The sequence below is a fragment of the Saccharopolyspora sp. 7B genome, from assembly GCF_020177435.1.
GTDB lineage: Bacteria > Actinomycetota > Actinomycetes > Mycobacteriales > Pseudonocardiaceae > Saccharopolyspora_C > Saccharopolyspora_C gregorii.
This window is the reverse complement of sequence record NZ_JAIUKC010000042.1, coordinates 51,954-78,578: the sequence shown is the minus strand read 5'-3', so window position 1 is coordinate 78,578 and position 26,625 is coordinate 51,954. Positions and strand designations below refer to the sequence as shown.

The window sequence follows — 26,625 nt, the reverse complement described above, 5'->3', positions numbered from 1 at the left end:
TGGCGGGGGTGGCCGGGTCGGCGCAGACGTCGGGGAAGGTGCCGCGGAGGTCGTCGCCGCAGCCGACGTCGAGCACCGCGCCGCCGTAGTGCTCGGCGTAGTCCGCGCACTCCTCCCAGCGGTGGCAGCTCTCGGTGATGGCGAAGTCGTAGCCGACCTCGTCCTTGCCGCGGGTGCTGAGCTCGGCCGCGTTCTTCTGCGCCACGGCGAGGCCCGCGCGGTGGGCGGCGTCGACCAGCAGCCCGGCGAACGCGAGGTTGTCGTCGGCGTCGAGCGCGCCGTCGGAGCGGGTGTAGGAGTCGAGGTTGTCCAGTTCCACCGAGTCGAAGCCGCGGGTGGCGCAGTCGGCCACGGTGCCGCCGATGATCTCGGCGAGCCGGGTGCGGTGCTGCTCGGTGGAGGTGTCCAGCAGGAGCTCGTCCGGCCAGCCCGGGTCGACCACCGGTTCCCCGTCCGGCCCGGAGAGCACCAGGTCGCGCCGCTGCTCCAGCCACAGCTCGCGGTCGGCGGGCTGGGTCTGGAAACCGTTGACGTAGCAGATGTTGTGCAGCCCGGGCGCCGGTTCCGCGGTGCTGTCCCTGGTCACGACGGTGACTCCGGCGGGCGGCGGGTAGGCGCCGCCGAGCTGGTAGTCGTGCACGCCGCCGACCGGGGGTGCGGTGCGGGCGGGGCCGGTGGGGGTTTCAGCGGCGACCGCGCGCACCGCCACCCGCTCCGGTCCGGTCCCGCAGGCGAGGACCGCGAGCACCGCCGCGCCCAGCACCGCACACCGCTTGGCCACCGGAACGCAGCTCATCCGACCCACTCCTCCACCGCAGGCGCGGTGCTGGTCACCGCGACGCCGGAGATCAGCATAGATCGGGCGGGCGGGCCGTCCGGCTCGGTCGAACCGCAGCCGGTGAACGCCGCACCGGCGCCCCGCCGCCCGGACGAGCGGGCCGTGCCGCCGTCGCCCGTTCGGCCCAACCGGGAGGTCCGCGCGGCCGATGTCGCAGATTTCGCCCTGCCGGTCAAGGAATCGGTCCTGACTCCACTCGAAGGGTGGGCGCGGGTCGGGGTCGCGTCATGGGGAGCGGCGCCCCCGGTCCCACTGCTCGCCCCATCGACGACGCAGGGAGTGTGCGATGCACGAGGAATTGGTCGACCGGGTTCGCTGGCTGGTGGACGAGCAGGCGCCGCGGGACCCGGAGGTGGCGGCGGTCGAGCTGGACCTGCTGATCGCCAGGTTCGGCCGGACCGAGATCGCGGCGGCGCTGGCGATCGTGGCCCCGCTGGAGATCGCGGGGCTGGTCCGGCACGGTCTCTGACCCCGCTCACCTCGCCCGCGCGCGGCGCGGGCGCGCGACCGCTCGCCCCCGGGATCGGTCGGGTCCCGGGGGCGCGGTGCGGTCCAGGTGCCGGTAGACGAAGGCGGCGGCCAGCAGCGCGACCGCCAGCACCAGCCACGGCGCGGTGCCGGACACCGCGAACAGCACGGTGTTCAGCCCGGGACCGACCGCACCCGCCACTCCCCACACCAGCTGGTAGCAGGCGCCGTAGCGACCGGCGGCGGACCCACCGGCGAAGTCGAGGACGATGACCATCGCCACGGCGCCGAACAGCGCCTCGCCGAGGCTGAACACCAGGACCAGCACCACCATCAGCAGCGCCGCGGTCGGCACGTCGCGGCCGACGAGCAGCAGGAACCCGGCGAGTCCGGCGGCGATGAGCACCGCGGACCGCGCCATCAGCCGCATCGGCGCCCGGCCGCTCCCCCACCGCAGCGCGACGGGCTGGAACGCCGGGATCGCCAGGCAGGACAGCACGTAGGCCACCGGCGGCAACCACAGCGGCATGCCCAGCCAGCGCAGGTAGATCGGCAGGATCGATTCGAACGCGACGCTGGCGAGGGTGAGCGCGAGGGTGGCGCCGGTGAACGCCAGGAACCGCCGGTTCGCGAACACCCCGCGGTAGCCGCCGGTCTCCACCGCCGTCGTGCCCCGGTGCCGGGGGAACCGCGTGCCGAGGCGCCAGAACAGCACGCCCGCGAACGCGAACCCGGCGGCGTTGAGCAGCGGGATCGCCGTCCAGAACGCCGGGCCGAACCAGCGCTCCAGCGCGGCGCCGACGGCGACGGCGAGGGCGCCCAGGCCGAGCCCCATCGTGCGCAAGCTGTTGAGCAGCGCGAAGAACCGCCGCCGCGCCTGCTCGTCGGAGGTGATGCCCGCGACGAGCCCGCCGTGCGCGGCCCAGTAGAGCCGGTCGCCGAGGCTGACCCCGAACGCGATCGCCACCACCTGCGCCGGGCCGTCGGCCCACAGGTAGGCGGGGAACACCAGCGCGCGGATCGCGCAGCTCAGCACCGCCGCCGGGTAGGGCCCGACGCGGTCGGCGAAGCTGCCGGCGGCGAGCCCGCCGAGGACGAGCGCGGCCACCGATCCGGTGCTGAGCGCGGCTCCGGCCGCCGACAGCGGGATGCCGCGCCCTTCGGTGAAGTACAGCAGCGAGAACGTCACCCACACCCCGGCGCCGATGGTGTCGACGACCATCGCGGTGAGGAACGCGCGGGATCCCGCCCGGCGCGGTGGTTCCGCGGTGCCGGGCCGGTTCGCCTGCTGCATCGGTCTCCTCCGGTCACCGGTGTTCCGCCGCGCACCGGTGGCGCCTCGCGGATCCGGTGCGGCGGTCCGTCCCCGGGCCTCGGCGGGAGGTCACGACGCGGTGCGGTGGGGCCCGGGTGATGGTGGGCCGCGACGGCGCCGTCGGGCCTGTTCCAGGGCGCGGTCGGGCGTCCGCCGATTCCGGGTCGGTCGGCGTTCCCGGTCGGGATCGAGGAATGCCGCTGCTGATCGCCGCCGCGCGCCGCTTCACGTTAACCGCGGCGGAAGTCCTGATCCAGGAATGTCACACCCTCGGATCAACGATCGCGGAGAATTGAGATGGGGGCGGGAGAACGGATATCGTCGCACCCGCGCGGGAAATCATCGTCGCAGCTCAGATCGTCTGCATCGCGCATCGCGACAACGTTTCCAGGACGCTGGATATTCGCGCCGATGCATCGCGAACCGCATTCCGGACGCATTCTTCCCGCCCGCCGGAAAAGGCCGCACAACGCGGAACGCGCCACTCGTTCCCGGTGCACCGGGCGACGGTTCCGCCGCCACCTCCCGCACCCCGGCGTCCGCGACCGCGCGCGCCCGGAGATCGATCAAGTTCCACAGTGGACCCGCGGGGCGGGTTCCGGGCCGCACTGCGGTCCACCTGCGGCAGGACCCGCCCCGCTGGGACAACTTGACTCGTCAAGCAGGCGTTTTCCCCGACGCGGTCATCAGCCGCCGCGTCCGCGACCGGCCACAGTGGCGCGGAGGCGGCGCGGACCGGCGACGACGAACCCGGTACCGCTGCGAATGAGACGATCTCCGTCCCTTACCCTCTCGCTCGTGAGGGAAGAACGAACTCTGCTGCACGAACTGGTCGACAAGCTGCCGGACGACCGGCTGGGTCAGGCCGTCTCCCTGCTGGAGAAGCTGGTCAGCGTCTCGCTGCGGCGCAACTTCAAGACCGACGACAAGCCGGAACCGCAGGACCAGCGCTGGAACTAGGTCAGGACGGGACCAGCGCGGTCGCGGCGCGCGGGACGCACTCGCACACCAGCGGCAGCGGCGCGAACCGCTCGCCGTCGGCGTACCCGACGACGTCCGGGGCGGACAGCCGCACCCGCCGCGCCCGGTAGGTCGTGACCTCCGGCCGCGCGACGTGCGTGCCCGGGTAGATCCTCGGCAGCAGCCGCACCAGCCGGGCCAGCGGAACCGCACCGAGGACGGTGACGTCGAACAGCCCGTCGTCGGGTACCGCGCCCGGGCAGACCCGCATGCCGCCGCCGTAGCTGGCGCCGTTGCCGACCGCCACCAGGACACCGCTGGTGGACACCCGTTCCCCGTCGAGCTCCAGCTCGTAGTGCAGCGGCCGCAGCGCCGCCAGCTCGGCCACCAGCGCGAGGTTGTAGCGCAGCTTCCCGCGCGGCCAGCGCAACCGGTTGGTGCGCTCGGTGACCTTCGCGTCGAAACCACCGGCGAACACGGTGCCGAACCAGCGGTCCCCGGCGCGTCCGAGGTCGATCGGGCGCGCCACCCCGTCCAGCAGCACGCGCGCCGCCGCGATCGGGTCGTGCCGCGGGACGCCGAGCATCCGGGCGTGGTCGTTGCCGGTCCCGGACGGGATCACCGCGAACGGCGTGCCGGTGCCCGCCACCGCCTGCAGCGCCAGGTTGACGATGCCGTCACCGCCGCAGGCCACCAGCGCCCCGGTTCCCGCGCCGACGGCCCGGTGGGCCAGCGCCTGCGCCTCGGTCGCGTCCCGGCCGACCAGGACCCGCACCGAGACCCCCGCGGCGCGCAGGAAGCGCAGCGCGCGCACCGCGGTCGCGGCGCCGCCGCCCTGCCCCGAGCGCGGGTTGACCAGCAGCGCGACCTCGTCGATCACGGGATCAGCTTGCCGGGGTTGAGCACGCCGACCGGGTCGACGGCGGACTTCACGGCCCGCAGCACCTGCGCGCCGAGCTCCCCGATCTCGTCCACCAGCCACGGCCGGTGGTCCAGGCCGACCGCGTGGTGGTGGGTGATGGTGGCCCCGACCCGGCTGATCGCCGTGCCCGCCGCCTCCTTCGCCCGCCGCCACTGCCGCACCGGGTCCTCGGCGCGGGCGCAGACGACGGTGAAGTACAGCGATGCGCCCGCCGGGTAGACGTGCGAGAGGTGGCAGAGCACCAGCGGCGGCGTGCCCTGCTCGGCCAGCGCCTCGGTCACGGCGTCCTGCACGGCGGCGCGGGTCTCGGCCAGCCGGGACCAGGTGGTCGCCGTTTCGAGGGTTTCGGCCAACGCGTTCACGTCCAGCAGCGCGTCCCGCAGGTAGGGGCCGTGGTAGCGGCCGTGCGCCCAGCTCTCGGCGGGTTCGGCACCGAGCGGTTCGCCACCGGCCTCGGCCAGCAGCGCCCGCGCCCGCGCGGACACCGCCACCCGCGCGCCCTCGTACCGGGTGATCAGCAGGCAGCCGCCGGGGCCGCCGCCCTCTCCGACGTCGTGCGCCGCGGACAGGTTGATCCAGGTCTCGGTCTCGTCGGACAGCCGCGCGACGGTGGGCAGCGCCTCCTCCTGCGCCAGCCGTCGCAGCGCCGCCGAGCCCGCGTCGAAGTCGGGGAACGACCAGCCCTCGGACTCGACCTCGGCGGGCAGCGGGTGCACCCGGGCGGTCACCTCGGTGATGATCCCGAACGCGCCCTCCGAGCCGAGGAACAGCTGCCGCAGGTCCGGTCCGGCCGCCGAAGCCGGCGCCCGGCCCAGGTCGAGCTCGCCGCTCGGGGTCGCGACCCGCATCCGCAGCACCGCGGCGTCGAACCGGCCGTAGCCCGCCGAGGCCTGCCCGGAGGAGCGGGTGGCGGCGAAGCCGCCGATGCTGGCGTGCTCGAAGCTCTGCGGGAAGTGCCCGAGGGTGAACCCGTGCTCGGCCAGCAGCGCTTCCGCTTCGGGCCCGCGGAGCCCGGCCTGCAGGGTCGCGGTGCGCGAGTCGGCGTCGACGGCCACCAGCCGGTCCAGCCGCCGCAGGTCGAGCGAGATCAGCGAGGTGAAGCCGCCGCGCTCGGGTTCCACTCCCCCGACGACGCTGGTGCCACCGCCGAACGGGACCACCGCGATGCGGTGCTCGGCGCAGCGGCCGAGGACCGCGCACACCTGGTCGTGGTCCGCGGGCAGCACCACCGCGTCCGGTGCGGCCCCGGCGTCGCCGGCGCGGCGGCGCAGCAGGTCGGGCGTGCTCTTGCCGCCGGAGTGCAGCAGCCGGGTCTCGTCGTCGGTGCGGATCGCGTCGTCGCCGACGATCCCGGCGAGGGCTGCCCGGGCCTCCGCGGGCAGCCGGGTCTCGCCGAGGCGCACTTCGGAACGGTCCACCGAGGGCGTGTCGCGGTGCTCGACGCCGAGGAACGCCTCCAGCAGGCCGCGCACCTGGCCGGACACCGGGGTCGCCGCGTCGGCGGTGCCCCAGGCGTTCCAAGCCAGGTCCGGGGTGCGGTGCTCAAGCTCAGTCATGCGTTACAGTTTTACACATGACGTCAAGTCGTAACGACGAGGCGATCCTGGACGCCGCCGCGCAATGCGTGCTCGCCGTCGGGATGCGCCGCACCACCCTCGCCGAGATCGCCCGCCGCGCGGGCGTGAGCAGGCCGACGGTGTACCGCCGCTGGCCGGACGTGCGGACGCTCTCGGCCGACCTGCTCACCCGCGAACTCGTCGCGCTGCTGCCCGCCGACGCCGGGGACGGATCGCGGGCCGACGGCGTCGAGCGGATCGTGCGCACCGCCTCCGCCGTGCGCGACCACCCGCTGTTCGTGAAGGTCCTGGAGACCGATCCCGAACTGCTGATCACCTACGTGTTCGACCGGCTCGGCACCAGCCAGCACCGCATCCTCGACGTCCTCACCCACGCCATCCGGCACGGGCAGCGGGACGGCTCGATCCGCGCGGGCGATCCGGACGAGCTCGCCGCGATGGTGCTGCTGCAGGTGCAGTCCGCGGTGGTCTCCGCCCGCATCGTCTCCGACGTGCTGCCACCGGACCGGCTCGACGAGCAGCTGCGCGCCGCGCTCGACGCCTACCTGCGCCCCGAGGAGTGACAACGATGACCGCGCTGAACGCCGCCCGCCGCACCCGCGAACTGTCCGAGCTCGCCGAGAACCCCTCGGTGGACCTGCTCGTCGTCGGAGGCGGGGTGACCGGCGCCGGAGTCGCGCTGGACGCCGCCTCCCGCGGGCTGCGCGTGGTGCTGGCCGAGAAGCACGACCTCGCGTTCGGCACCAGCCGCTGGAGCTCGAAGCTGGTGCACGGCGGATTGCGCTACCTCGCAACCGGCAACGTCGGCATCGCCTACGAGAGCGCGGTGGAACGCCGGGTGCTGATGGAACGCACGGCACCGCACCTGGTGCGCCCGCTGCCGCAGCTGCTGCCGCTGGTCGCCGGGATCGGCGCCGGGCGGGCCGCGCTGGTCGGGGCCGGATTCGTGGCCGGGGACCTGCTGCGGCGCGGCTCCGGCACCGCCGGGTCGACGCTGCCCGCGCCGCGCCGGGTCTCCCGCGTGGAGACGAAGCGGATGGTGCCCACCCTCCGCCACGACCGGTTGCGCGGCGGTCTGCTGTCCTGGGACGGGCAGCTGGTGGACGACGCGCGGCTGGTCGTCGGGCTCGCGCGCACGGCCGCCGCGCACGGCGCGACGGTGCTCACCCGCTGCGCGGCCGAGCAGGTCACCGGCGAGGGCGCGGTGCTGCGGGACCGGCTCGGTGGCGGGGAGATCGCGGTGCGCGCCCGCTCCGTGATCAACGCGGCCGGGGTGTGGGCCGGCGAGGTGGCGCCCGGCCTGCGGCTGCGGCCCAGCCGCGGAACGCACCTGGTGGTCTCCGACGAGCTGTTCGGCGGGCTGGGCGCCGGGGTGACGGTGCCGGTCCCGGGAACCTCGAACCGCTTCGCACTCGCGCTGCCCGCGGGGAACGGCCGGGTCTACATCGGACTCACCGACGAGGAGCAGCACGGCCCGATCCCCGACGTGCCCACCGCGAGCGAGCAGGAGGTCGAGTTCCTGCTGGACACGGTGAACTCGGTGCTGGCGCGGCCGATCCGGCGGGACGAGGTGCTGGGCACCTACTCGGGGCTGCGCCCGCTGCTGGACGGCGGGGAGGGCTCCAGCGCGGACCTCTCCCGCGAGCACGCGGTGCGCACCGGCCCGGACGGGGTGACCAGCGTGGTCGGCGGGAAGCTGACCACCTACCGGAAGATGGCGCAGGACGCGGTGGACGCCGCCGCGATCGCGCGGAACCCCTGCCGCACCCGGAACCTGCCGCTGATCGGCGCCGCCACCGCGGCACGGCTGTCCGCAGTGGACGCTCCCCGGGACCTGGTCGCCCGCTACGGCACCGAGGCGCCCGCCGTGGTCGCGGCGGCCGACGGCGATCCGCGACTGCTGGAACCGATCGCGGGCCTGGGCCTCCGGCCCGCCGAACTCCGCTTCGCCGTGCGCAACGAGGGAGCCCTCGACGTCGCCGACCTGCTGGACCGGCGCACCCGGGTCGGCCTGGTCCCGGCGGACCGGGAGCGGGCCGTCCCGGCCGCCGAAGCGGCGCTCCGGGCCGGCTGACCACCGCGCCGCCCGGCCCGAGACGGGTTCCTCGCCGCCGCACACGGCGAGGAACCCGACCCCTCATCCCGATCCGGGAACGCGCTCCCGCGGATCGGTCTCGGCCCACCGCCGCGCGGCGGCGCGGTCCAGCTCCCCGTCGGCGACGAGCCCGCGCAGCCCGCGCACCAGCACGGCACCGGGGGTGAGGACCACGGGCTCCCGGGGCGCCAGCTGCGCCCCGACGCCCGGGTAGTCGCGGGTGCGCACGAACCACGGGTCGGGTTCGGCGGCGGCGAACACCAGGGTGTGGTCCCGCCCCGCCCAGGCGAGCCAGGGCGCGGTGCTGCCGTGCACCTCCGCTTCGCCCGCGGCGTCGGCGGTGAACGCCTCGCCATCGCCCGGCAGCCGCCAGAAGAACCCGCCGTACCCGGCGCCGGAGCGGCCGTTCGTGGCGGGGCTGCCGATGTGCACGTCCCGCCCGGTGGGGTTGGTGAGCTCGGTGCGCACCGCCAGCTCCCACCCGTCCGCCGCGGGAAGGCTCCACAACCGGCGCCGCTCGTCGAGCAACGGGCTCCCGTCCGGCGCGCACCAGCGCAGCCGTTGCCGGAGCTCGTTCGGGCGGACCGCGTCGAAGCCGAGGTGCTCGATCCGCCCGTGGTCGGCGCGGTGGACGTAGCCGCGGCCGCGCAGGTAGGTGGCACCGCCCCACAGGTTCCAGCCGTCCACGTCCTGCGCCGCGAGGGAGAACCCGAGGTGCCACGGGTGGTCGGCGGGCCGCACCGCGGTCACCTCGGTGCCGCGCAGGGTGCGGACGGGGTGCAGGTGCGGGCGCGGGCCGAGGTGCGCGGGCAGTTCGGCACCGCCGTGGTACTCGGCGACGACGGCGCCGCCCAGCCGCAGGTCCGCGATCACCGGGCCACCTCCGTGAAGTCCACTTCGGACAGCAGCCGGAGCTCGTGCGCCGCGCGGAGGACCGCCGCGTCCGCGCCGGGCACCACGCACCGCGGGTGCGGCCCGCTGCGGTCGATCCGGTGCGGGATCGGGCGCGGTTCGGGGGCGAGCCGCACCGCTTCGAGCACCCGCATGAACGGCCGGGCGGCCGCGGGCGGGACCAGCAGCGGGACCGCCGGGTCGCGGACGTGCGCCACGAGGTTGGCCAGCAGTCCGGTCGTGCCGTGCTCGGATTCCCGCACGCCGCCGCCGGATTCGAGCCGCAGCCTGCCGGTCCGGTATTCGAGGACGAGGCGGCCGCCGCTGCCGTGCACCACCACGTGCGGCTCCACCTCCCCCTCGGCGCAGAGCGTGCCCGCGACGACGATGGTGGTGCCGCGCGCGGTGACCATCCGCAGCCCGGAGGTGTCATCGGCTTCGATGGGGTTCGCCCGGTGCAACCGGACCTCCAATTCGCGTGGCGGCTCGTCCCCGCCGCCGTCGAGGGCGAGCGCGGTGGCGGTGGCGTGCGCGAACGGGTTGGTGAGCGCGCCGTCGACGACCGGTATGCCGTCCAGGGTCCGGCGACCGGCCCAGCGGGCGCGGGCGTAGTAGGCGGCGTCGCGCCGCCACGCCCCGGCCGCACCGATCCCGAGCACGTCGCCGACGGCGCCCTCGGCGAGCAGCCGGCGGGCGTGCGCGAGGGCGTGCGAGCCGAGGCTCTGGAACCCGATCTGGCAAGCCCGCCCGGTCCCCGCCAGGTCGGCCACGAGCCGGTCGAACTCGGCGAGCGCCGGCGCGGGCGGTTTCTCCAGCAGCACGTGCGACCCGGATTCGGCGGCCAGCACGGCGAGCGCGGCGTGGGTGTGGATGGGGGTGCACACGATCGTCACGTCCGGCCGGACCCGCGCCAGCAGCGGGCCGAGCTCGGCGCCCACCGGCACGTCACCGATCAGCTCCCGGTCCGCCGCGGTCGGCGGCACCGGGTCGCAGACCCCGGCCAGCCGCACGCCGGTGCCGTGCAGCCGCCGCAGTTCCCGCAGGTGCCAGCGGCCGTGCCCGTGCAGGCCGGCCAGCAGGACCGTCGTCGTCCGGGTCATCGATCCTCACCACGAGTGGGCGTCACCGGTGCGCATCGTAGCGAGCTCGGCACGCCGCTGGAAAGCGCATTCCGAAATCGTTGCCGATGTGGACCGCCCGCGACGAGCAGCGGGAAAAACCGGGTGTTGACACCGAATCCCGCTGCCGGTTCCATCTGGAAAGCGCTTACCCAGACTGCGTCCGCCTCGATCCCTCGACCGGTTCGGCCGCATGGCGGCCTGCGCCCCGCTGAACGGAACAACGACGTCACCGCAGCACGCCGAGGAGGCACCCGTGAGCAGCGACACCGGAGGCAGATCCGCCGAATCCCGCGGCACGCCGCGGAAGGCGGCGGCCAGCGGCTGGATCGGCAGCGCGCTGGAGTACTACGACTGGTTCGTCTACGCGCAGGCCGCCGCGCTCGTCTTCCCCACCATCTTCTTCCCCGAAGGCGACCCCACCGTCGCGCTGGTGTCCTCGCTGGGCACCTACGCGGTCGGCTACGTCGCCCGCCCCATCGGCGCCGTGGTGCTCGGGCACTGGGGCGACCGACGGGGGCGCAAGAACGTGCTCGTGCTGGCGATGCTACTGATGGGCCTGTCCACGTTCGCCGTCGCGCTGCTGCCCACCTACCACCAGGTGGGGATGCTCGCGCCGGTGCTGCTGGTGCTGCTGCGGTTCGTGCAGGGCTTCGCGGTGGCCGGGGAACTCAGCGGCGCCAGCGCCATGATCGTGGAGCAGGCGCCGTTCGGCAGGCGCGGCTACTACGCGAGCTTCAGCCTGCACGGCACCCAGGCCGGCCAGGTCATCGCCGCCGCCATGTTCCTGCCGCTGTCGGCGTTCCTCAGCGACGAGGCCTTCGACGCGTGGGGCTGGCGGGTACCGTTCCTGCTCAGCGCCGTCGTCGTGTTCGCCGGATACCTGATCCGGCGCCGCGTCGCCGAGAGCGCCCTGTTCGAGGAGGAGAGGCAGCAGCGCCGCCCGCAGCGGGCGCCGATCGTGCAGGTGCTGCGCGAGAGCGGCGCGGACGTGCTGCGCGCGACCTGCATGACGCTGGTGAACGTGATCGGCGTGGTCGTGTCGGTGTTCGGCGCCGCCTACGCCACCCAGCCCGGGTACGGCATCGAGATGGACAAGAGCGTCTACCTGTGGATCCCGGTGGTGGCGAACCTGGTGGCGCTGCTGTTCATCCCGTGGTTCGCGAACCTGTCCGACCGGTTCGGCCGCCGGCCGCTGATGATCATCGGTTCGCTCGGGTCGGGGTCGTTGTCCTACGCCTACCTGTGGTCGGTGGGCCAGGGGAACGTGCTGCTGACGGTGGTGCTGGCGATCCTGGCGTGGGGAGTGTTCTACCAGGTGTGGAACGCGACGTTCGCGAGCTACTTCCAGGAGCTGTTCCCGGCCCGCACCCGGGTCACCGGGTTCGCCATCGCGCAGAACCTCGGGCTGGCGATCACCGCGTTCCTGCCGAGCACCTTCGCGCTGCTCGCCCCTCCCGGGTCGGCGAACGTCCCGCTCGTGGTGGGGTCGCTGTGCTTCGGCATCACCGTCCTCGGCGCGGTGGCGGCCTGGTCGGCGCGGGAGACGCACCGCATCCCGCTGGCCGACCTGGGGGCGAAGGACGCCCGGCCGCTGCCGAAGGAGGAGTTCGACCGGCTCCGCGCCCACTCCCGCTGACCGGGCGGACGGACCGCCGCACCGGCCGGGTGGGCCGTCCACCGGCGGTGGTCAGGGCGCGAGGCACTCCTCGGCGACCAGGGCGGCGCGCAGCGCGAGGTGGTCGCACCACGGCGCCGCGGTCAGCTGGAGCCCGACCGGCATGCCCGATCCCGGGTGCACGCCGCACGGCACGCTGACCGCGGGCCCGCCGTACATCGACCACGCGTAGGTGAACCGCGCGATGGAGCGGGTGGAGTCGGCGAGGTCGACGGCGTCCCGTCGCGGCACGTCCACCGGGATCGTCGGCGTGACCAGCACGTCGACGTCCGCGAACAGCGCGTGCACGCCGCGCTGGAAGTCGCGGCGCCACTCCCGGCTCCGCTCGCGGCGCTCCGGCGGCACGTCGTGGCCGAGGCGGATCCGGCGCAGCACGTCGGGATCGATCGTCCCCGGCCGGTCCCGCACCCGGTCGGCGTGCACGGCGGCGGCCTCCGGGTACAGCACGTCGAGCATCCGCTGCTGGGCGAGTTCCGCGCCCGGCACCCGCACCTCCCGCACCGGCCCGCAGGCGCGGCCGAGCGAGCGGATCGCGGTCCGGACGACCGCGGCGACGCCCGGATCCACGTCGTCGAAGAAGAAGTTCACCGGCACCCCCACCCGCAGCCCGGCCGCGCCGTCGGCCAGCGCGGACCGCACCGGGACCCGCTCGGCGCGCACCGAGCTCGGGTCGGCCGGGTCCCAGGCGTCGAGGACCGCGAGCACCGCCGCGGCGGTGCGCACGTCGCGGGCGATCGGGGTGACGGTGTCGAAGGAGGTGCTCACCGGGAACACGCCCGCGCCCGAGACCCGCCCCAGGGTGGGCCGCACCCCGACGATCCCGTTGACGGCGGCCGGGACCCGGCCGGAGCCGCCGGTGTCGGTGCCCAGCGAGGCCGCGCACATCCCGGCCGCCACCGACACCGCGGAACCGCTGCTGGAGCCGCCGGAGATCCGCGACTCGTCGAGCGCGTTGCGGCAGTCGCCGAAGGTCGCGTTGCGCCCGACCACGCCCAGCGCGAACTCGGCGAGGTTGGCCTTGCCGAGCACGACCGCGCCCGCGGCGCGCAGCAGCCGGGTCACCGTCGCGTCGGCCGCGGCCGGGCCGGTGGCGTGGTGCCGGGTGCCCGCGGTGGTCGGCACGCCGGCCACGTCGATGTTGTCCTTGATCGTGGTGGTGAGCCCGTGCAGCGGGCCGGGTTCGCCGCCGGCGGCGTCCAGCTCGTCGGCTTCGCGCAGCGCCGCCTCGTCCCTGGTGCTGATCAGCGCGCGCAGCCGCGGGTTCTCTGCCGCCGCCCGGTCCAGCCCCGCCCGCACCCGATCTCGAACCGCTCCCACGGCACCTCTCCTCACGTCGCAGTCGGCAGGTGGGCGCCGATCGTGTCGGCCTCGGCCATCGGCACCATCGCGTGGTGCGGGCCGACCCCGCGAGCCCGGAGTGCGAGCTGCTTCACCCCGGCCGGGCCGAAGTATGCTGGCTCACCGACCGCGGAAGCAATACATCTGACATTTGCTAGTGCCGTCGTCTGCCGTACCTGATCGGACCGATCGCCCGGATCGACGCGGCCGACCATCGCAACGGGCACAAGCCGAAGCGGCGCCGAACGATAACCCGTACGGCGCCTGAACCAGCGATGCGAAACGTCTGACTTTTGCGGGAAGGCGCCTCGGGTCAGCGCCCGCGCAACACCGCCGCGACCTGCCGCACCGCGTCCGCGGAAGTGGAGGCGTGCGGGGAGAGGCGGACGTGCTCCGCCCGGCCGGTGGCGGCGATGCCCGCGGCGGCCAGGTCCGCGGCGACCTCGCGGGCCGGGCGGCCGGGCACGTCGAAGGTGAGGATCCCGCTGCGCGGCGGCGCCGCCGAGGTGATCGGCGCGCCCGCGGAGGAACGCGCCTCCGCGAGCTCGCCGACGCGCTCGGCGATGCGGGCCTCGATCCGCGCGACCCCGGCCCGCTCCACCAGGTCGAGGGCGGCGGCCAGCGCTCCGGCCGACACCGGGCTCAGGTTCGTGAGAGACCAGGACTCGGCGCCCGGCACCGGTTCCCGCACCTCCCCGTCGAACCGCCCCGGATCCCGCGCGCCGGTCCAGCCGGACAGCAGCGGGCGGTGCCGGTCCAGCGCGCGCAGCGCGAGCGCGGCGAACCCGGTCCCCCACCCGGCGCGCAGCCACTTCTGCCCGCCCGCGACGAGCACGTCCGCCGTCGCCCAGTCCGCCTCGACCACGCCGAACGCCTGGATGCCGTCGACCACCAGCAGCCGGTCCCCGATCACCTCGCGGATCCCGGCGAGGTCGGCCCGGTGGCCGGTGCGGAAATCCACCGCGCTCACCGCGACGGTGGTGACCTCGGCGTCGAGCCCGGCGCGCACCACCTCCGGAGTGACCAGCCCGTCCGGTGGGCGCAGCCGGCGCACCTCGACGCGCCCGGCCTCCGCGGCCCGGGACCACGGGTAGGTGTTCGCCGGGAACTCGCCGTCGGAGACCAGCACCACTCCCCCGGTGGCGAAGGCCGCCTGGAACAGCGCGGTGCTCGTGTTGGGCTGCAGGACCACCTGCTCGGCGGAGATCCCGCACAGCCGACCGGCGCGGGAGCGGGCATCGGCGTCCGCCCGCATCAGGTCGTCCACTGTGGAATGATCAGCGGTGGCGGCCCGCTCCAGCAGCCGCGCCGAGGCCTCGCGCACCGCGCGCGAGGGCGGGCCGAACCGGGCGAAGTCCAGGTATCCGGCGCTCTCGGTGAACTGGTCGAGGTAGTCCTGCGGCAGCGGCATGGCGGCGAAACTACCGCCCCGAACCGGCCTCCGGTCCACCTGGGACGCGCGCCCGGCGCAGCGCGGTCCCCCACCGGACGTACCGGGCGCTATCCTCGGAATACGCATTCCCGGGAAGGAGCGATGCCTGGTGGCCGCACGAGCAGCGACCTTGACCGACGTCGCCAAGGAAGCGGGGGTCTCCCTCGCCACGGCCTCCCGCGCCCTCAACGGCAGCGAGCGGGTCGTGCGGGCCGAGCTGCACGACCGGACGCTGGCCGCCGCCGCGCGGCTCGGCTACACCCCGAACGCGCAGGCGCAGTCGATGGCCAAGGGCTCCACGGACCTGGTGGGGCTGCTGGTCAACGACATCGCCGACCCCTACTTCTCCACCATCGCCGCCGGGCTGGCCACCGCCGCCGAGGAGCACGGGCTGCTGGTGATGCTGTGCAGCACCGGCGGCAGGCCCGAGCGGGAGCTGGAGCTGCTGGCCGCGCTGCGCCGCCAGCGCGGCCGGGCGATCGTGCTGGCGGGCAGCCGGATCAACGACCGGGCCCACCTGCGGGAACTCGCCGCGCACGTGGAGCCGTTCACCGCGGCCGGAGGCCGGGTCGCCGCGATCAGCGAACCGCGGCTGCCGGTGGACACCGTGGTGGTGGACAACCGGCGCGGCGCCCAGGACCTGGCGGCGCGGCTCGCCGAACTCGGCTACCGGCGGCCCGCGGTGCTCACCGGGCCGGAGCGGCTGCTGGTCTCGCGGGACCGGCGGGACGGTTTCCTCACCTGGTGGCGGAGATCGGCGAGCGGGGAGCCGGTGTGCGCGGCCGAGGAGTTCAGCCGCGACGGGGGTTCCCGGGCGATGCACCGGGTGCTGGACGAGCACCCGGACGTCGACGTCGTGTTCGCGATCAACGACCTGATGGCGCTGGGCGCGATGGCGGCCTGCCGGGAGCGCGGCGTGCGGGTGCCGCAGGACGTCGCGGTGGCCGGGTTCGACGACATCTCGACGTTGCGCGACGTCACCCCCGGGTTGACCACGGTCCGGCTGCCGCTGGCGGAGATGGGCCGGATGGCGCTGGACCTGGTGCTGGGCGAGGACGCGGAGAAGGCCCGCCGCCGCAAGGTGCGCGGCGAGGTCGTGCTCCGCGAGAGCACTCCCGGGCGCTGACCGGCCGCCGAGGCGCACCCGCCTCCCCGGTGGAGGGCAGCCACTTGAGCGCCCACGCCGGGTGAGCGCCCGTTGGCCCGGCCTGGCGAGCGGCCCGCGCACCCACGACGAGCGGACGCCGTTCGTGGTCCGCGCACCCGCGCCAGGCGCGCGACGGATCCGCCCGGCGCCATCTGACAGACCGGCCGCTCGCCCGTGGTCCGTGCGGCGACCGGGCGGACCCTCGGGCCGGGCGCGTCGGACGGGTGTCCCGTTCGTCCGGTCCCGCGAACCAGGCGGTGGCCCACCTGCGGCATCGGCGACACCGGCGACCGCGCGGACCATCGGGCCGGGAGCGCCGTGGCCCGCCCGCCCGGGGCAGTCGGCGGGCAGCCACGGGAAGCGCTTTCCAATGTGTCTTGTTCCGGACCCCCTGTTGCGCTTACCGTTCCGGTAAGCGCTTTCCAGAGGGGCGGTACCGCATGACCGAGCGAAGGCTGGGCGTCGTGATGAACGGCGTCACCGGCAGGATGGGATACCGGCAGCACCTGGTCCGGTCGATCCTCGACCTCCGAGAGCAAGGCGGGGTGCCGCTCTCCGACGGCACCCGGGTGCGGCTCGACCCGATCCTCGTCGGCCGCGATCCGGCGAAGCTCGCCGAGCTCGCCGCGCGCCACGACCTGGACCGCTGGACGACGGATCTGGACACCGCGCTGTCCGAGGACGACGACCGGCTCTACTTCGACGCGCAGGTCACCTCCGCGCGCGAAGCGGCCATCACCAGGGCGATCGCCGCCGGCAAGCACGTCTACACCGAGAAGCCCATCGCCGCGGACGTCCCCGGCGCGCTGCGGCTCGCCCGCGCGGCGCGCGACGCGGGCATCCGCGCCGGAGTGGTGCACGACAAGCTCTACCTGCCGGGCCTGCTGAAGCTGCGGCGGCTGGTGGAATCCGGGTTCTTCGGGCGGATCCTGTCCGTGCGCGGCGAGTTCGGCTACTGGGTGTTCGAGGGCGACCTGCGCCCGGCGCAACGGCCGAGCTGGAACTACCGCGCCGAGGACGGCGGCGGCATCACCACCGACATGTTCCCGCACTGGAACTACCTGCTGGAGAACCTGTTCGGCCGGGTCGAGGCGGTCACCGCCCGGGTCGTCACGCACATCCCGCGGCGCTGGGACGAGCAGGGACGCGGCTACGCCGCTACCGCCGACGACGCCGCCTACGCCACCTTCGAACTCACCGGTGGTGTCGTGGCGCAGCTGAACTCCTCGTGGGCGACGCGGGTGCACCGCGACGAGCTGGTCGAGTTCCACGTCGACGGCACGCACGGCAGCGCGGTCGCCGGGCTGCACCGCTGCCGCGCGCAGCACCGCGCGCACACCCCCGCCCCGGTGTGGAACCCGGACCTGGTGGAGGCGACGCCGTTCCGCGAGCAGTGGCCGGAGGTGCCCGACGACGGCCGGCCCACCAACGGTTTCCGGGCGCAGTGGGAGCAGTTCGTCCGCCACCTGCACGACGACGGCGAGCACCCGTACGACTTCCTGGCCGGGGTGCGCGGGTTGCGGCTCGCCGAGGCCGGGTTGGCGTCCTCCCGCGAAGGCCGCCGCGTCGAGCTCGACGAGGTGGTCCTGTGACCGCGCTGGCGCTGCCGAACGCGGACGGACGACTGGTCGAGCACGAGCTCGGCGCGCCGCGGGACTGGCCGAGACCGGACGGCCCGCTGCGCTCCCGCGTCGCGTACGCGGCCGCGCACGTGGTACCTCGGGTGCTGGGCGAGAACGTGCCCGGCGCCCCCGCCGACGTCGACTGGGAGGCGACGCTGGCGGCCCGGCACCGGATCTGGGCGAGCGGGCTCGGGGTCGCCGAGGCGATGGACACCGCGCAGCGCGGCGCGGGCGTCGGCTGGGCGCAGGCGGCCGAACTGGTGCGCCGGTCCACGGCGGAGGCGCGGTCCTGCGGCGGTGCGATCGCGGCCGGCGCCGGCACCGACCAGCTCGACCTCACCGTGCTGCCGTCCGGGCGGGCCGGGCTCGACGTGGTGCTGCGCGCCTACCGGGAGCAGCTGGCGCTCGTGACGGGCAGCGGTGCCGTGGCGATCGTGATGGCCTCCCGCGCGCTGGCCGCGGTGGCGCGCTCGGCCGACGACTACGCCGAGGTCTACGGCACGCTGCTGGCCGAAGCCGACGCGCCGGTGATCCTGCACTGGCTGGGACCGATGTTCGATCCGCTGCTGGCCGGGTACTGGGGCGGCTCGGACGTGGCGGCGGCGACCGAGGCGTTCCTGCGGATCGTCCGGGAGCGGCCGGAGAAGGTGGACGGGGTGAAGGTCTCGCTGCTCGACGCCGAGCACGAGGTCGCGCTGCGCCGGGCGCTGCCGCCGGGGGTGCGCCTCTACACCGGGGACGACTTCCACTACTCGGGGCTCGTCGTCGGCGACGACACCGGGCACTCGGACGCGCTGCTGGGAATCTTCGCGGCGATCCACCCGGCCGCCTCGGCCGCGATCCAAGCCCTCGACCGGGACGACCCGAGCACCGCGAGGTCCATCCTGGACGGCACGGAACCGTTGGCGCGCGCGGTGTTCGAGCGTCCGACGTTCCACTACAAGACCGGGATCGCGTTCCTGTCCTGGCTCAACGGGCACCAGCCGGGCTTCGCGATGGCCGGCGGGCTGCACGCGGGCCGCTCGGTCCCGCACCTGGCGGAGGTGTTCCGGCTCGCCGACCGGGCGGGCCTGCTGGCCGACCCGGACCTGGCGGCCGCGCGGATGCGGTCCTTCCTGCTGGTGAGCGGGGTGGTGGCGTGACCGAGCCGTCCCGGCTGTCGCTGAACACGGCGACGACGAAGCGGTGGACGCTGCGCGAGGCGGTGGACGGCGCGGCCCGCGCCGGACTGCCCGCCGTGGGGCTGTGGCGCGACCGCGTCGCCGAAGTGGGAGTGGCGAGCGCCGCGAAGGTCGTGCGGGACGCGGGTTTGCGGGTCTCCAGCCTGTGCCGAGGCGGTTTCCTCACCGCCGCAGACCCGGCCGGGGCGCGCGCGGCGCTGGCCGACAACCGGGCCGCGATCGCCGAGGCCGCCGCGCTCGGCACCGACGTGCTGGTCGTCGTGGTCGGCGGAGTCCCGGCCGGGGAACGCGGGCTCGCGGACGCGCGGGCGCGGGTCGCGGACCGGATCGCCGAGCTGGTCCCGGTCGCCCGCGAGCACGGGGTGCGGCTGGCGCTGGAGGCGCTGCACCCGATGTACGCCGCCGACCGGGCCGTGCTCTCCACCCTGGAGCAGGCGCTGGACCTGGCGGCACCGCACCCGGCGGACGCGGTCGCCGTCGTGGTGGACTGCTTCCACGTGTTCTGGGACCCGCGGCTGGCGGTGAGCATCGCCCGCGCCGGGCGCGAAGGCCGCATCGCCGCCTACCAGGTGTGCGACTTCCTGCTCCCGATCGCGCCGGATCCGCTGCTGTCCCGCGGCATGATGGGCGACGGCGTGATCGACTTCGCGGAGCTCACCCGGCTCGTCGCCGCCACCGGCTACTCCGGCGACGTCGAGGTGGAGATCTTCAACGCCGACGTCTGGGCCACCCCCGGCGACCACGTCCTCGCCACCATGACCGCCCGCTACCGCGAACTCGTCCTCCCCCACCTCGGCGGCTGAACCACCGTCCTGCTTCCGGCGCACCGGCCCCTCGCGGTGCGCTACCGCGGCGTGCCGCGACCGTCCCGGATGCAGCAACCCTGCGCCGATCGGAGGACCGCTCACCTGCGGAAACCACTGCTCCGAACGTCAACCGAACGGACGCCGACAACGGGGCGGGCGGTGTGGTGAGTTGGGTGCGGTCCTGCTGATCACGATGTTGTGGAGGGTGCGTGAAGGCACACGTCGCGCTCAAGAAACTAGGCCGGAAAGCGGACGTCATGCTCGAGTCGACGTCGTCCCTCAGCAACCGGGCGAGCAATCGCGCCAGCAAGCTCGATCAAGACCTCATCAAGAAGGGCCGCGAACCGCACGCCCGGCCGAGGGCACTCGTCCCGGTGCAGCACGGCCACCACGTGGAGCTCACGCCCTGGCAAGTGCTGCACACGTTCGCCCGAACCGTCGCGCTCGCCGGGCAGGGCTCCGCTCGCGCGGTGGCACAACACTGGGACTGCCTCCGCTACGTCACGGCGCTCGATTCGACGGCGCAGGACGAGATGCAGCTGAGCAGCAACGGAAACGACCTGAACTACCACCGGAAGGGGGCTCAAGCTCGCGACCTCGGGACCGCGTTCGGCCTGGCGGCCGCCCAGCAGATCTTGCGGGAGCAGTTCCCCGGATACCGGTTCGACGCCCTCGACTCCGAACTGGTGTTGACGGCGTTCTGCGGTTCGGGCACCGACAGACCGGCCGCGGGCACGAGCGCGACGAGGCCGAACCACCTGCTGGTCGGGCGCAAACCCGGTGCGCCGGTCCGCGTCATCGCCATCGATGCCCGGGGGTCGCACAACAAGACCGATCCCACGCCGACCGCCCTCGCGCAGTCCGCCCGCCGCGTGCACGGCCTGGTCCTCGGCGAATCCGATCTGCGCGGAGCCCCCTTCCCCGGTCTGATGACCGCCACTTGGCTGCGCCGCGACGGCATCGGAATCCGGCTGCTGGCCGCCGAAGGCAACGGCGTGCTCACGGTTCCGGACCCGTCCGTCCCCGCGGAGGACGACGCCATCCTCCCCTTGATCACCACGACCGTGAACGGCGAACGAACCCAGCGACAGGGGTTCGCGGTTCGGGACGACCGGCACGATTGGCTCGCTCGCCTCCTGCTCCGGACCAGTGCAGCATCCCTGCTCACCTTCGCGGGCAACCGGGCGGCGGCCCGAGACCTGCTGACCGAACGCCAGCACACGCGGCTCGGAACGACCGCCTCCGCCTCGGTTCCCGGGATGCAGGGCGATGCCCGCATCACGCTTGGCGGCATGCCGTTCGTGGGAACGGATCAGGTGTTCCGGCTCAACGGTGAACGGGTGGAGGTGTACTCGGCGCTGCTCGCCGATCAGTACCAGCGCTTGAGCGACGGGCTCATCGACGACCACGAGGCGGGCATCCCGGCCGCGCTGGCGGCCTGGCGTCGCAACGCGAAGAAGGCCCACATCGAGTGGGGGAAGACCGGCCTCGTGCACATGGATGCGAGCGGGGCGTTGCTGGCGATCCGCCCGCGCATCCGGAACAGCAAATTGCTGTCCTGATCGACGGTCGCCTCCCCCGACCGATCACCTCCGTGACGGCGGCGAAGGACGGGCAACCGGGCGACGAGGCTCGACCGCACCGCGCCGTCACCCGGCCCGACTACCGCCCCACCGCCGAGAGCGGGATCTCGCCGGAGCCGCGGGCGGTCAGCCGCAGCGGGAGGGTCAGCGTGGCGCCGGTGCCCGCGGTGCCGTCGAGCTGCTTGAAAAGCTCCTCGGTGGCGGTGCGGGCGACGACCTCCGGCGACTGGTCCACGACGGACACCGCCGGGTACAGCGAATCGGCCATCGGGAAGTCGCCGAAGCTGATGAACGCGATGTCGGTGCGCCCGCGCGCGTGCAGCGCCGGCACCACGCCCAGCGAGCAGCGGGCGTTGGAGGACAGCACCGCGGTCGGCGGTGCGGCGGAGCGCAGCAGCTCGTCCAGCGCGCTGCGCGCTTCGGCGGCGCTGGACAGGCCGGTCTTGACCAGGGTCTCGTCCACGCCGACGCGGGAGCTCTCCATCGCGCTGCGGTAACCGCGGATGCGTTCACCGGTGGTGTAGACGTCGGGCCGGTCGCCGATGAGCGCGATCCGGGTGTGCCCGGAGTGCAGCAGGTGCCGGGTGGCCGCCTCGGCGGCACCGAAGTCGTCGCCGAGCACCGTGGTGCCCAGCCCGGCGGCCGGTCGCGCCGGTCGGTCGGCGAACACGACCGGCGTGGTGCCGGCGACGGCGCGCAGGTAGCTCTGGTCGCGGCTCACCGGCACCATGATCAGCCCGGAGACCTGGCGCTGCAGCAGGCTCTCCACCAGCGCGTGCTCCCGGTCCGGGTCGCCGCCGACGCTGGAGACGAGCACCGCGTGCCCGCGTTCCAGCGCGCACCGCTCGATGACGCTGGCCATCTCGGCGAAGAACGGGTCGGAGAGGGATTCCAGCACCACGCCGATCGCCTCGTCCCGGCCGACGCGCAGCGAGCGGGCGTGGAAGTTGGGGCGGTAGTTCAGCTCTTCGATGACGGCCTGCACCTGATCGCGGGTGCTCGCCGAGACCCCGGCCGCGCCGTTGATCACGCGGGAGACGGTCTTGGGGCTCACTCCGGCCGCGGTGGCCACGTCGTAGAGCGTGACGTCGCCTGCTGGCACGCCGAGTTCCTTTCCGTCAGGCCGCGGTCCAGCTCGGTGAGCTGCGCCGCGATCGGCCGGGTCGCGTCCACTCTAACGTGGGGCGTGCGCGGCGGGTCCGCGCGCGCGGCCCGGACCTGCGCGGGGTCGGCGAGCTTGGCCGCGTCCCGGGCGGCGGCGCGTGCGCGCATCCGCCGCAGCGCCACCTCGGGCGGGCAGTCGACCCACACCAGCACGGGTTCGGCACCGGCGGCGCGGAACCGGTCGGCGACCGCCTCCCACGCGGCCGGGTCGGTGCGTTCGGCGGTGAACGGGGCGACGAGCACCGCCGACGTGCCGGTGCGCACCGTGTCCAGCGCGGTCCCCAGCAGCGATTCGTAGCGGGCGGCGCGGGCGTGCTCCCGCATCCACGGGCTGTCGGGGGTGACGCTGCCGCTGATCTCGCCGAGCAGGGCGGTCAGCGGCCCGGTCAGCACGTCCAGGTCCAGCAGCGCCGCGCCCCACCGGCCGGGGGGGCCCCCCCCCCGGCGGGGGGGGGGGGGGGCCCGGGGGGGGCCCGCCCCCCCCGGGGGCGGGGGGGGCGCCCCCCCCCCCCGCCCCGCCCCCCCCCCCCGCCCCCCCCGGGGCGGGCCCCCCCCCGGGGGGGGGGGCCCGGCCCCCCCCCGGGGGCGCCGCAGACGAACAGGGCGAGCGGGCTCATCGCCGCGCCCTGGCCCGCAGCACGGCCTCGACCTCTTCCAGGGTGCGGCCGCGGGTCTCCGGCAGGTACTTCTTCAGGTACCAGAAGCCGATCAGGCCGAACACCGCGTAGAGCCAGAACAACCCGCTGGGCGTGAACGCCTCGAACGCGCTGAGCACCGTCAGCGAGATGATCAGGTTCAGGCCCCAGTGCGTGAACATCCCGAAGCTGCCCGCCTTCCCGCGCAGCGCGGTCGGGAAGATCTCGCTGTTGATCAGCCACATCGCCAGCCCGATGCTCGCCGAGAACATCGCCTCGTAGGTGATCAGCAGGGCGACCAGCACGACGCCCCAGCCACCGCTGAGGTCGGTGACCGCGTACAGCAGCCCGATGCCGACCAGCGAGGCCACCACGCCGCCGAGGCCGACCAGCAGCAGCGGCCGCCGCCCGATCCGGTCCACCAGCAGCAGCCCGACGAGGGTGAACACCACGTTCGCCACGCCGATGCCCACCGAGGACAGGATCGCCGCGGACGCCCCGAACCCGGCCTTGGTCAGCAGCGTCGGCGCGTAGTAGGTGATGGCGTTGACGCCGACGAGCTGGTTCACCGCCGCCACCCCGATGCCGAGGTAGATCGCCGGGCGCATCGCGGGCTTGAGCACGTCCCGGTAGGTCACCGAGTCCTCGGCGGTGACCGCGCCGGACAGCGTGCTCAGCTCCGCCTCGACGCGGTCGGCGCCGACGATGCGCCGCAGCACGGCCCGGGCCTCGTCGGTCCGGCCGCGCGCGACGAGCCACCGCGGGCTCTCCGGCAGCCCGAACAGGCCGAAGAACATCAGCAGCGACGGGATGCCCGCCAGGCCGAGCATCCAGCGCCACGCGCCCGCTTCGGCGAGCAGGAAACCGGACACGTAGGACAGCAGGATGCCGGAGCTGATCATGATCTGGTTGATCGAGACCAGGCTGCCGCGCTTCTCCGGCGGGGCGATCTCGGCGATGTAGGCGGGCACCGACAGCGAGGCGGTGCCGATCGCGAAGCCGAGCAGCAGCCGCGAACCCAGCAAGGTCGCCAGGTCCGGCGCCACAGCGGAGATCACCGCACCGGCGGTGAAGACGATGCTGGTGATCGACAGGGTGCGCCTGCGGCCCAGCGCGTCGGCGATGATGCCGCCGAGCCCGACGCCGACGATCGCGCCGACCAGCAGCGAGGCCACCACGACCTGCTGCCACAGCTCGGAGAGCGCGAACTGCGGGGCGATGTAGAGCAGGGCGGCCGAGATGACACCGGTGTCGTAGCCGAACAGCAGCCCGCCGAGCGCCGCGACGACCGCGGCTCCGGTGACGGCCGCCGCGGGCGAACGGGCGGGGGCGGGGACGGATGACGTGGTGGTCACGGTCGTACCTCGTTTCTCCGGCGACGCTGCCGGGAAAGAGCGGGGGCCGCCCGGGCGGGACGGCCACCGGGGGACGTCAGACTGCGGCGTGCGGGGTGGCGCGGCCCTGGATCGCGGCGACGCACTCGTCGAGCCTGCGCCGCGCGGTGTCGGCGAGGAACGGGCGCCGGTCGGGCTGGTCGAGCAGCACGGCGTCCTTCCAGAACGCACGGCCGGCGATGAAGCCGGAGGCACCGCCTTCGTCGCAGGAGATCCGCAGCACGTCCTTGAACTCGTCGAAGCCGACCCCCGCCGAGAGCACGACCCACGGCACGCTGACGGCCTCGGCGATCCGGCGGCAGGCTTCGGCCGAGCCGGGGTACTCCAGCTTGAGCAGGTCGGGCTTGAGCTCGTCGAGGGCGCGGGCGGATTCGATGATCGCGTCGGCGCGCGCGTCCGGGGTCAGTTCGCCTTCCCCGGGCAGCGGATAGATGAGGTTCTCGACCACCGAGGGCACGCCCGCGGTGCGGCAGTCCGCCACGACCTCGGCGGCGGCGGCCAGTGCCTCCGCGGAGACGTCGCGGCCGCCGAGCTCGGGGTCCCGGTCGGCGCGCAGCTGCACGAAGAACTTCACCGCGTGCCCGCCCATGTCACGCACCCAGCGGGCGTCCTGCGCGGGTTCGCGCCGGGTGAGCGGTTCGTCGCCGAACTTGCCGCGATCGGACGGTTCGGCGGCGACCGCGAGTCCGGCGCCGGGGGCGAGGTTGCCGTCGGCGATGGCGGCCGGGACGCCGAAGTCGGGGTCGACGAGCAGCCCGCTGGCGCTGGGCGAGAGGCCGCCGATGACGTCGCCCTTGAACGCGCGCAGCAGGTCGTCGTCGATGGGCTGGCCCGCCGCGGTGAACATGCGGCGCAGGGTGTTGCGCTGGTCGAGGGCGACGATGGCGAAGGTGCCGTCGGACTGGGCGATGTCGGCGAGTGCCGCGGTCATAGTTCTGCTCCGATGGGGTCGAGGGTGTGCTCGGTGAACCGACGCGCGATGTCCACTGCGGACAGCGCGGTATCGCCGTCGCCGTGCGCGGCGGCGCGGGCGGCGAAGATGGCGGCGCCGTAGGCGCTGGGCTGGTCGATCCGCGCGTAGCGGACCGCCGGGAGGCTGCGTTCCTTCACCGCGCGGAAGCTGCCCATCCGGGTCCAGCCGCCGGCGGCGGTGACGTGTTCGTGCGGTCCGGCTTCGGCGGCCATCAGCGCGATGACCGCGTCGGTCTCGGCCATGGCGTGGGCGAGGGCGGCGGACCAGACGTCCAGCGGGGTGGCGTCGTCCCCGCCGAGGCGCACGTCGACGTGCTCGCTGCGGGCGTGCGCGCCGGAGATCCGCACCGAACCGGGTTCGGGGCCGCGGGCGAGCCAGTCGCGGTCGAGTTCGGCCCTGGCGGGTTGGTCCTTGCGGCCCAGCAGCGCGAGGACCTGGTCGAGCAGCAGCCCGCCCCGGGTGCCGCCGAGCAGCAGGCGGCGGCCGGGCAGCACGTGCAGGCCCTGCGCGACGCCCTGCGCGGTGAGCCGCCGCCGCTGCTCGTGGCGCAGCGGCGCGGAGGCCACCCGCAGCAGCGCCTCGGAGGTGCCGCAGGAGTCGAACAGGTGCTCGCCGTGCCACACGCCGCTGGCGACCGAGGCGACCGGGTGGTCGTGCCCGGCGACGGTGAGCACCGCGCCGCGCACCGCGTCCGGCACGCCGGGGTGATCGACGGTGCCGATCGGCGTTCCGGCGGTGGTGAGCGGTGGCAGCACCGCGGCGGGCAGTGCCAGGTGTTCCAGCGCCGGGTCCCACGGCCGCTCGGTCGCCTGGTCCAGCAGGCCGGTGCGGGAGGCCAGCGAGGGCTCGGTGACGGGCCGCCCGCCGAGCGCGTGCGCGACGAATTCGGGGACGTTGAGCCAGGTTCCGGCCCGCTGCGGCGGAAGTCCGCGCCCGACGAGCCAGCCGAGCTTGGCGAAGGAGCACAGCGGGCTCAGCGGCAGCCCGGTGTGCGCGCTGAACTCGCCCGCCAGGTCCGCGGGCAGCGCGGCGAGTTCGGCGCCGCCGCGCTGGTCGAACCAGGCGATCACCGGGTGCATCGGCTCGCCGCCGCGGTCGAGCAGCACCCCGGACTCGGCCATCCCGGTGATCGCGGCGGAGACGACGCGCAGCGCTCCGGCGGAGCGCTCGGCCACCTGCACCGCGTCGGTCATCGCGGACAGCACCCGGTCCAGCAGCAGGCCGGCGGGCAGTTCGCTGTGCCCGTCCGCGGTGCGGTGCCACTGCGTCGGGGTGCGCCGGAGACTCAGCACGACGCCGGCCCGATCGGCGACCAGCACCTTGATCTCGGTGCTGCCCACGTCGATGCCGACGACCGCTTCGGTCGCTGCGAAGTCCACCTCGGCACGCTCCTTCTGCCGCTGAGCGCCGGCCTCGTCGCCGGCTGGGGACACGAAACCGCCTCGTTGTCATCGATGTCAACGCTTTCTCGATTCACCCTGGACATCG

The 26,625-nt window shown here is 74.6% G+C and carries 22 protein-coding genes and 1 pseudogene; 10 read left to right on the top strand and 13 right to left on the bottom strand.

Translation table 11 applies throughout. The annotated features are described in order from the left end of the window. On the bottom strand, positions 1 to 796 hold a 796-nt coding region (locus LCD33_RS08530), incomplete at its 3' end, for an endo alpha-1,4 polygalactosaminidase (protein ID WP_224977701.1). A gap of 328 nt (positions 797 to 1,124) precedes the next feature. On the opposite strand from LCD33_RS08530, the gene LCD33_RS08525 reads away from it, so the two are divergent. After that, positions 1,125 to 1,307, top strand: coding sequence for a hypothetical protein (locus tag LCD33_RS08525; protein ID WP_224955712.1), 183 nt, complete (start codon positions 1,125 to 1,127; stop codon positions 1,305 to 1,307). A gap of 6 nt (positions 1,308 to 1,313) precedes the next feature. On the opposite strand, the gene LCD33_RS08520 is transcribed toward LCD33_RS08525, so the two are convergent. Further along, the gene (locus tag LCD33_RS08520) at positions 1,314 to 2,600 is read right to left on the bottom strand and encodes an MFS transporter (protein ID WP_224955713.1); all 1,287 of its coding nucleotides are present in this window, start codon (positions 2,598 to 2,600) and stop codon (positions 1,314 to 1,316) included. Between the two features lie 819 nt (positions 2,601 to 3,419). Here LCD33_RS08520 and LCD33_RS08515 point away from each other — a divergent pair. Then, positions 3,420 to 3,581: a hypothetical protein gene (locus tag LCD33_RS08515; RefSeq protein WP_224955714.1), complete on the top strand. Its 162-nt coding sequence runs from the start codon at positions 3,420 to 3,422 to the stop codon at positions 3,579 to 3,581. A 1-nt stretch (position 3,582) separates the two neighbouring features. Here LCD33_RS08515 and LCD33_RS08510 read toward each other — a convergent pair whose 3' ends face one another. Continuing rightward, complete coding sequence (locus LCD33_RS08510) at positions 3,583 to 4,461, bottom strand: diacylglycerol kinase (RefSeq protein WP_224968667.1); 879 nt, start codon at positions 4,459 to 4,461, stop codon at positions 3,583 to 3,585. Beyond that, positions 4,458 to 6,059 carry an FAD-binding oxidoreductase gene (locus LCD33_RS08505; protein ID WP_224977700.1) on the bottom strand — a complete coding sequence of 534 codons (1,602 nt, stop codon included), beginning with the start codon at positions 6,057 to 6,059 and terminating at the stop codon, positions 4,458 to 4,460. The genes LCD33_RS08510 and LCD33_RS08505 overlap by 4 nt, the downstream gene beginning before the upstream one ends. A 17-nt stretch (positions 6,060 to 6,076) precedes the next feature. Here LCD33_RS08505 and LCD33_RS08500 point away from each other — a divergent pair, with 17 nt between their 5' ends. Together LCD33_RS08500 and LCD33_RS08495 are read left to right on the top strand one after the other, a co-directional pair. Continuing rightward, positions 6,077 to 6,643, top strand: a complete 567-nt coding sequence (locus LCD33_RS08500; RefSeq protein WP_224955717.1) for a TetR/AcrR family transcriptional regulator — start codon at positions 6,077 to 6,079, stop codon at positions 6,641 to 6,643. Positions 6,644 to 6,648: 5 nt separating this feature from the next. Beyond that, on the top strand, positions 6,649 to 8,154 hold the full coding sequence (locus tag LCD33_RS08495; protein WP_224955718.1) for a glycerol-3-phosphate dehydrogenase/oxidase: 1,506 nt from the start codon (positions 6,649 to 6,651) through the stop codon (positions 8,152 to 8,154). 63 nt (positions 8,155 to 8,217) lie between these two features. Here LCD33_RS08495 and LCD33_RS08490 read toward each other — a convergent pair whose 3' ends face one another. Continuing rightward, entirely contained in the window at positions 8,218 to 9,048 is an 831-nt protein-coding gene (locus LCD33_RS08490; RefSeq protein ID WP_224977699.1) for a PmoA family protein, read from the bottom strand. After that, entirely contained in the window at positions 9,045 to 10,166 is a 1,122-nt protein-coding gene (locus tag LCD33_RS08485) for a Gfo/Idh/MocA family protein (protein ID WP_224977698.1), read from the bottom strand. The genes LCD33_RS08490 and LCD33_RS08485 overlap by 4 nt, the downstream gene beginning before the upstream one ends. A gap of 274 nt (positions 10,167 to 10,440) precedes the next feature. Between LCD33_RS08485 and LCD33_RS08480 the strand changes: the two genes are divergently transcribed. Beyond that, positions 10,441 to 11,823, top strand: coding sequence for an MFS transporter (locus LCD33_RS08480; protein WP_224955721.1), 1,383 nt, complete (start codon positions 10,441 to 10,443; stop codon positions 11,821 to 11,823). A 51-nt stretch (positions 11,824 to 11,874) separates the two neighbouring features. Here LCD33_RS08480 and LCD33_RS08475 read toward each other — a convergent pair whose 3' ends face one another. Together LCD33_RS08475 and LCD33_RS08470 are read right to left on the bottom strand one after the other, a co-directional pair. Continuing rightward, positions 11,875 to 13,179 (bottom strand): amidase, encoded by a 1,305-nt coding sequence (locus LCD33_RS08475; protein ID WP_224955722.1) that lies wholly within the window; start codon positions 13,177 to 13,179, stop codon positions 11,875 to 11,877. Positions 13,180 to 13,525: 346 nt separating this feature from the next. Beyond that, positions 13,526 to 14,611 (bottom strand): annotated as a pseudogene (locus tag LCD33_RS08470) (aminotransferase class V-fold PLP-dependent enzyme); the annotation flags it as partial. 130 nt (positions 14,612 to 14,741) lie between these two features. On the opposite strand from LCD33_RS08470, the gene LCD33_RS08465 reads away from it, so the two are divergent. The 5 genes from LCD33_RS08465 to LCD33_RS08445 all read left to right on the top strand — a co-directional run bounded on the left by LCD33_RS08465 (position 14,742) and on the right by LCD33_RS08445 (position 20,950). Next, positions 14,742 to 15,758, top strand: a complete 1,017-nt coding sequence (locus LCD33_RS08465) for a LacI family DNA-binding transcriptional regulator (RefSeq protein ID WP_224955723.1) — start codon at positions 14,742 to 14,744, stop codon at positions 15,756 to 15,758. Between the two features lie 461 nt (positions 15,759 to 16,219). After that, complete coding sequence (locus LCD33_RS08460; protein WP_224955724.1) at positions 16,220 to 17,371, top strand: Gfo/Idh/MocA family protein; 1,152 nt, start codon at positions 16,220 to 16,222, stop codon at positions 17,369 to 17,371. Further along, positions 17,368 to 18,543 carry a dihydrodipicolinate synthase family protein gene (locus LCD33_RS08455; protein ID WP_224967008.1) on the top strand — a complete coding sequence of 392 codons (1,176 nt, stop codon included), beginning with the start codon at positions 17,368 to 17,370 and terminating at the stop codon, positions 18,541 to 18,543. The genes LCD33_RS08460 and LCD33_RS08455 overlap by 4 nt, the downstream gene beginning before the upstream one ends. After that, the gene (locus tag LCD33_RS08450) at positions 18,540 to 19,385 is read left to right on the top strand and encodes a sugar phosphate isomerase/epimerase (RefSeq protein WP_224955726.1); all 846 of its coding nucleotides are present in this window, start codon (positions 18,540 to 18,542) and stop codon (positions 19,383 to 19,385) included. The genes LCD33_RS08455 and LCD33_RS08450 overlap by 4 nt, the downstream gene beginning before the upstream one ends. A gap of 212 nt (positions 19,386 to 19,597) precedes the next feature. Further along, entirely contained in the window at positions 19,598 to 20,950 is a 1,353-nt protein-coding gene (locus LCD33_RS08445; protein ID WP_224967009.1) for a hypothetical protein, read from the top strand. Between the two features lie 100 nt (positions 20,951 to 21,050). Here the strand turns inward: LCD33_RS08445 and LCD33_RS08440 are convergent, their stop codons facing one another. From LCD33_RS08440 to LCD33_RS08420, 5 genes are all read right to left on the bottom strand, one after another. Beyond that, complete coding sequence (locus tag LCD33_RS08440; protein ID WP_224967010.1) at positions 21,051 to 22,073, bottom strand: LacI family DNA-binding transcriptional regulator; 1,023 nt, start codon at positions 22,071 to 22,073, stop codon at positions 21,051 to 21,053. Then, positions 22,022 to 22,528, bottom strand: a complete 507-nt coding sequence (locus LCD33_RS08435; RefSeq protein WP_224967011.1) for an AAA family ATPase — start codon at positions 22,526 to 22,528, stop codon at positions 22,022 to 22,024. Before LCD33_RS08435 ends, LCD33_RS08440 begins: the two co-directional genes overlap by 52 nt. A gap of 220 nt (positions 22,529 to 22,748) precedes the next feature. After that, entirely contained in the window at positions 22,749 to 24,125 is a 1,377-nt protein-coding gene (locus LCD33_RS08430) for a sugar porter family MFS transporter (protein WP_224955730.1), read from the bottom strand. Between the two features lie 76 nt (positions 24,126 to 24,201). Continuing rightward, positions 24,202 to 25,095 (bottom strand): hypothetical protein, encoded by an 894-nt coding sequence (locus LCD33_RS08425; RefSeq protein WP_224955731.1) that lies wholly within the window; start codon positions 25,093 to 25,095, stop codon positions 24,202 to 24,204. After that, on the bottom strand, positions 25,092 to 26,516 hold the full coding sequence (locus LCD33_RS08420; RefSeq protein WP_224967013.1) for an FGGY family carbohydrate kinase: 1,425 nt from the start codon (positions 26,514 to 26,516) through the stop codon (positions 25,092 to 25,094). Before LCD33_RS08420 ends, LCD33_RS08425 begins: the two co-directional genes overlap by 4 nt. Positions 26,517 to 26,625: the final 109 nt, after the last annotated feature.

Coding starts and splice junctions, on each gene's coding strand:
- LCD33_RS08525 (WP_224955712.1), top strand. CDS start 1,125: ATGCACGAGGAATTGGTCGACCGGGTTCGCTGGCTGGTGGACGAGCAG.
- LCD33_RS08520 (WP_224955713.1), bottom strand. CDS start 2,600: ATGCAGCAGGCGAACCGGCCCGGCACCGCGGAACCACCGCGCCGGGCG.
- LCD33_RS08505 (WP_224977700.1), bottom strand. CDS start 6,059: ATGACTGAGCTTGAGCACCGCACCCCGGACCTGGCTTGGAACGCCTGG.
- LCD33_RS08500 (WP_224955717.1), top strand. CDS start 6,077: ATGACGTCAAGTCGTAACGACGAGGCGATCCTGGACGCCGCCGCGCAA.
- LCD33_RS08495 (WP_224955718.1), top strand. CDS start 6,649: ATGACCGCGCTGAACGCCGCCCGCCGCACCCGCGAACTGTCCGAGCTC.
- LCD33_RS08485 (WP_224977698.1), bottom strand. CDS start 10,166: ATGACCCGGACGACGACGGTCCTGCTGGCCGGCCTGCACGGGCACGGC.
- LCD33_RS08460 (WP_224955724.1), top strand. CDS start 16,220: ATGACCGAGCGAAGGCTGGGCGTCGTGATGAACGGCGTCACCGGCAGG.
- LCD33_RS08425 (WP_224955731.1), bottom strand. CDS start 25,095: ATGACCGCGGCACTCGCCGACATCGCCCAGTCCGACGGCACCTTCGCC.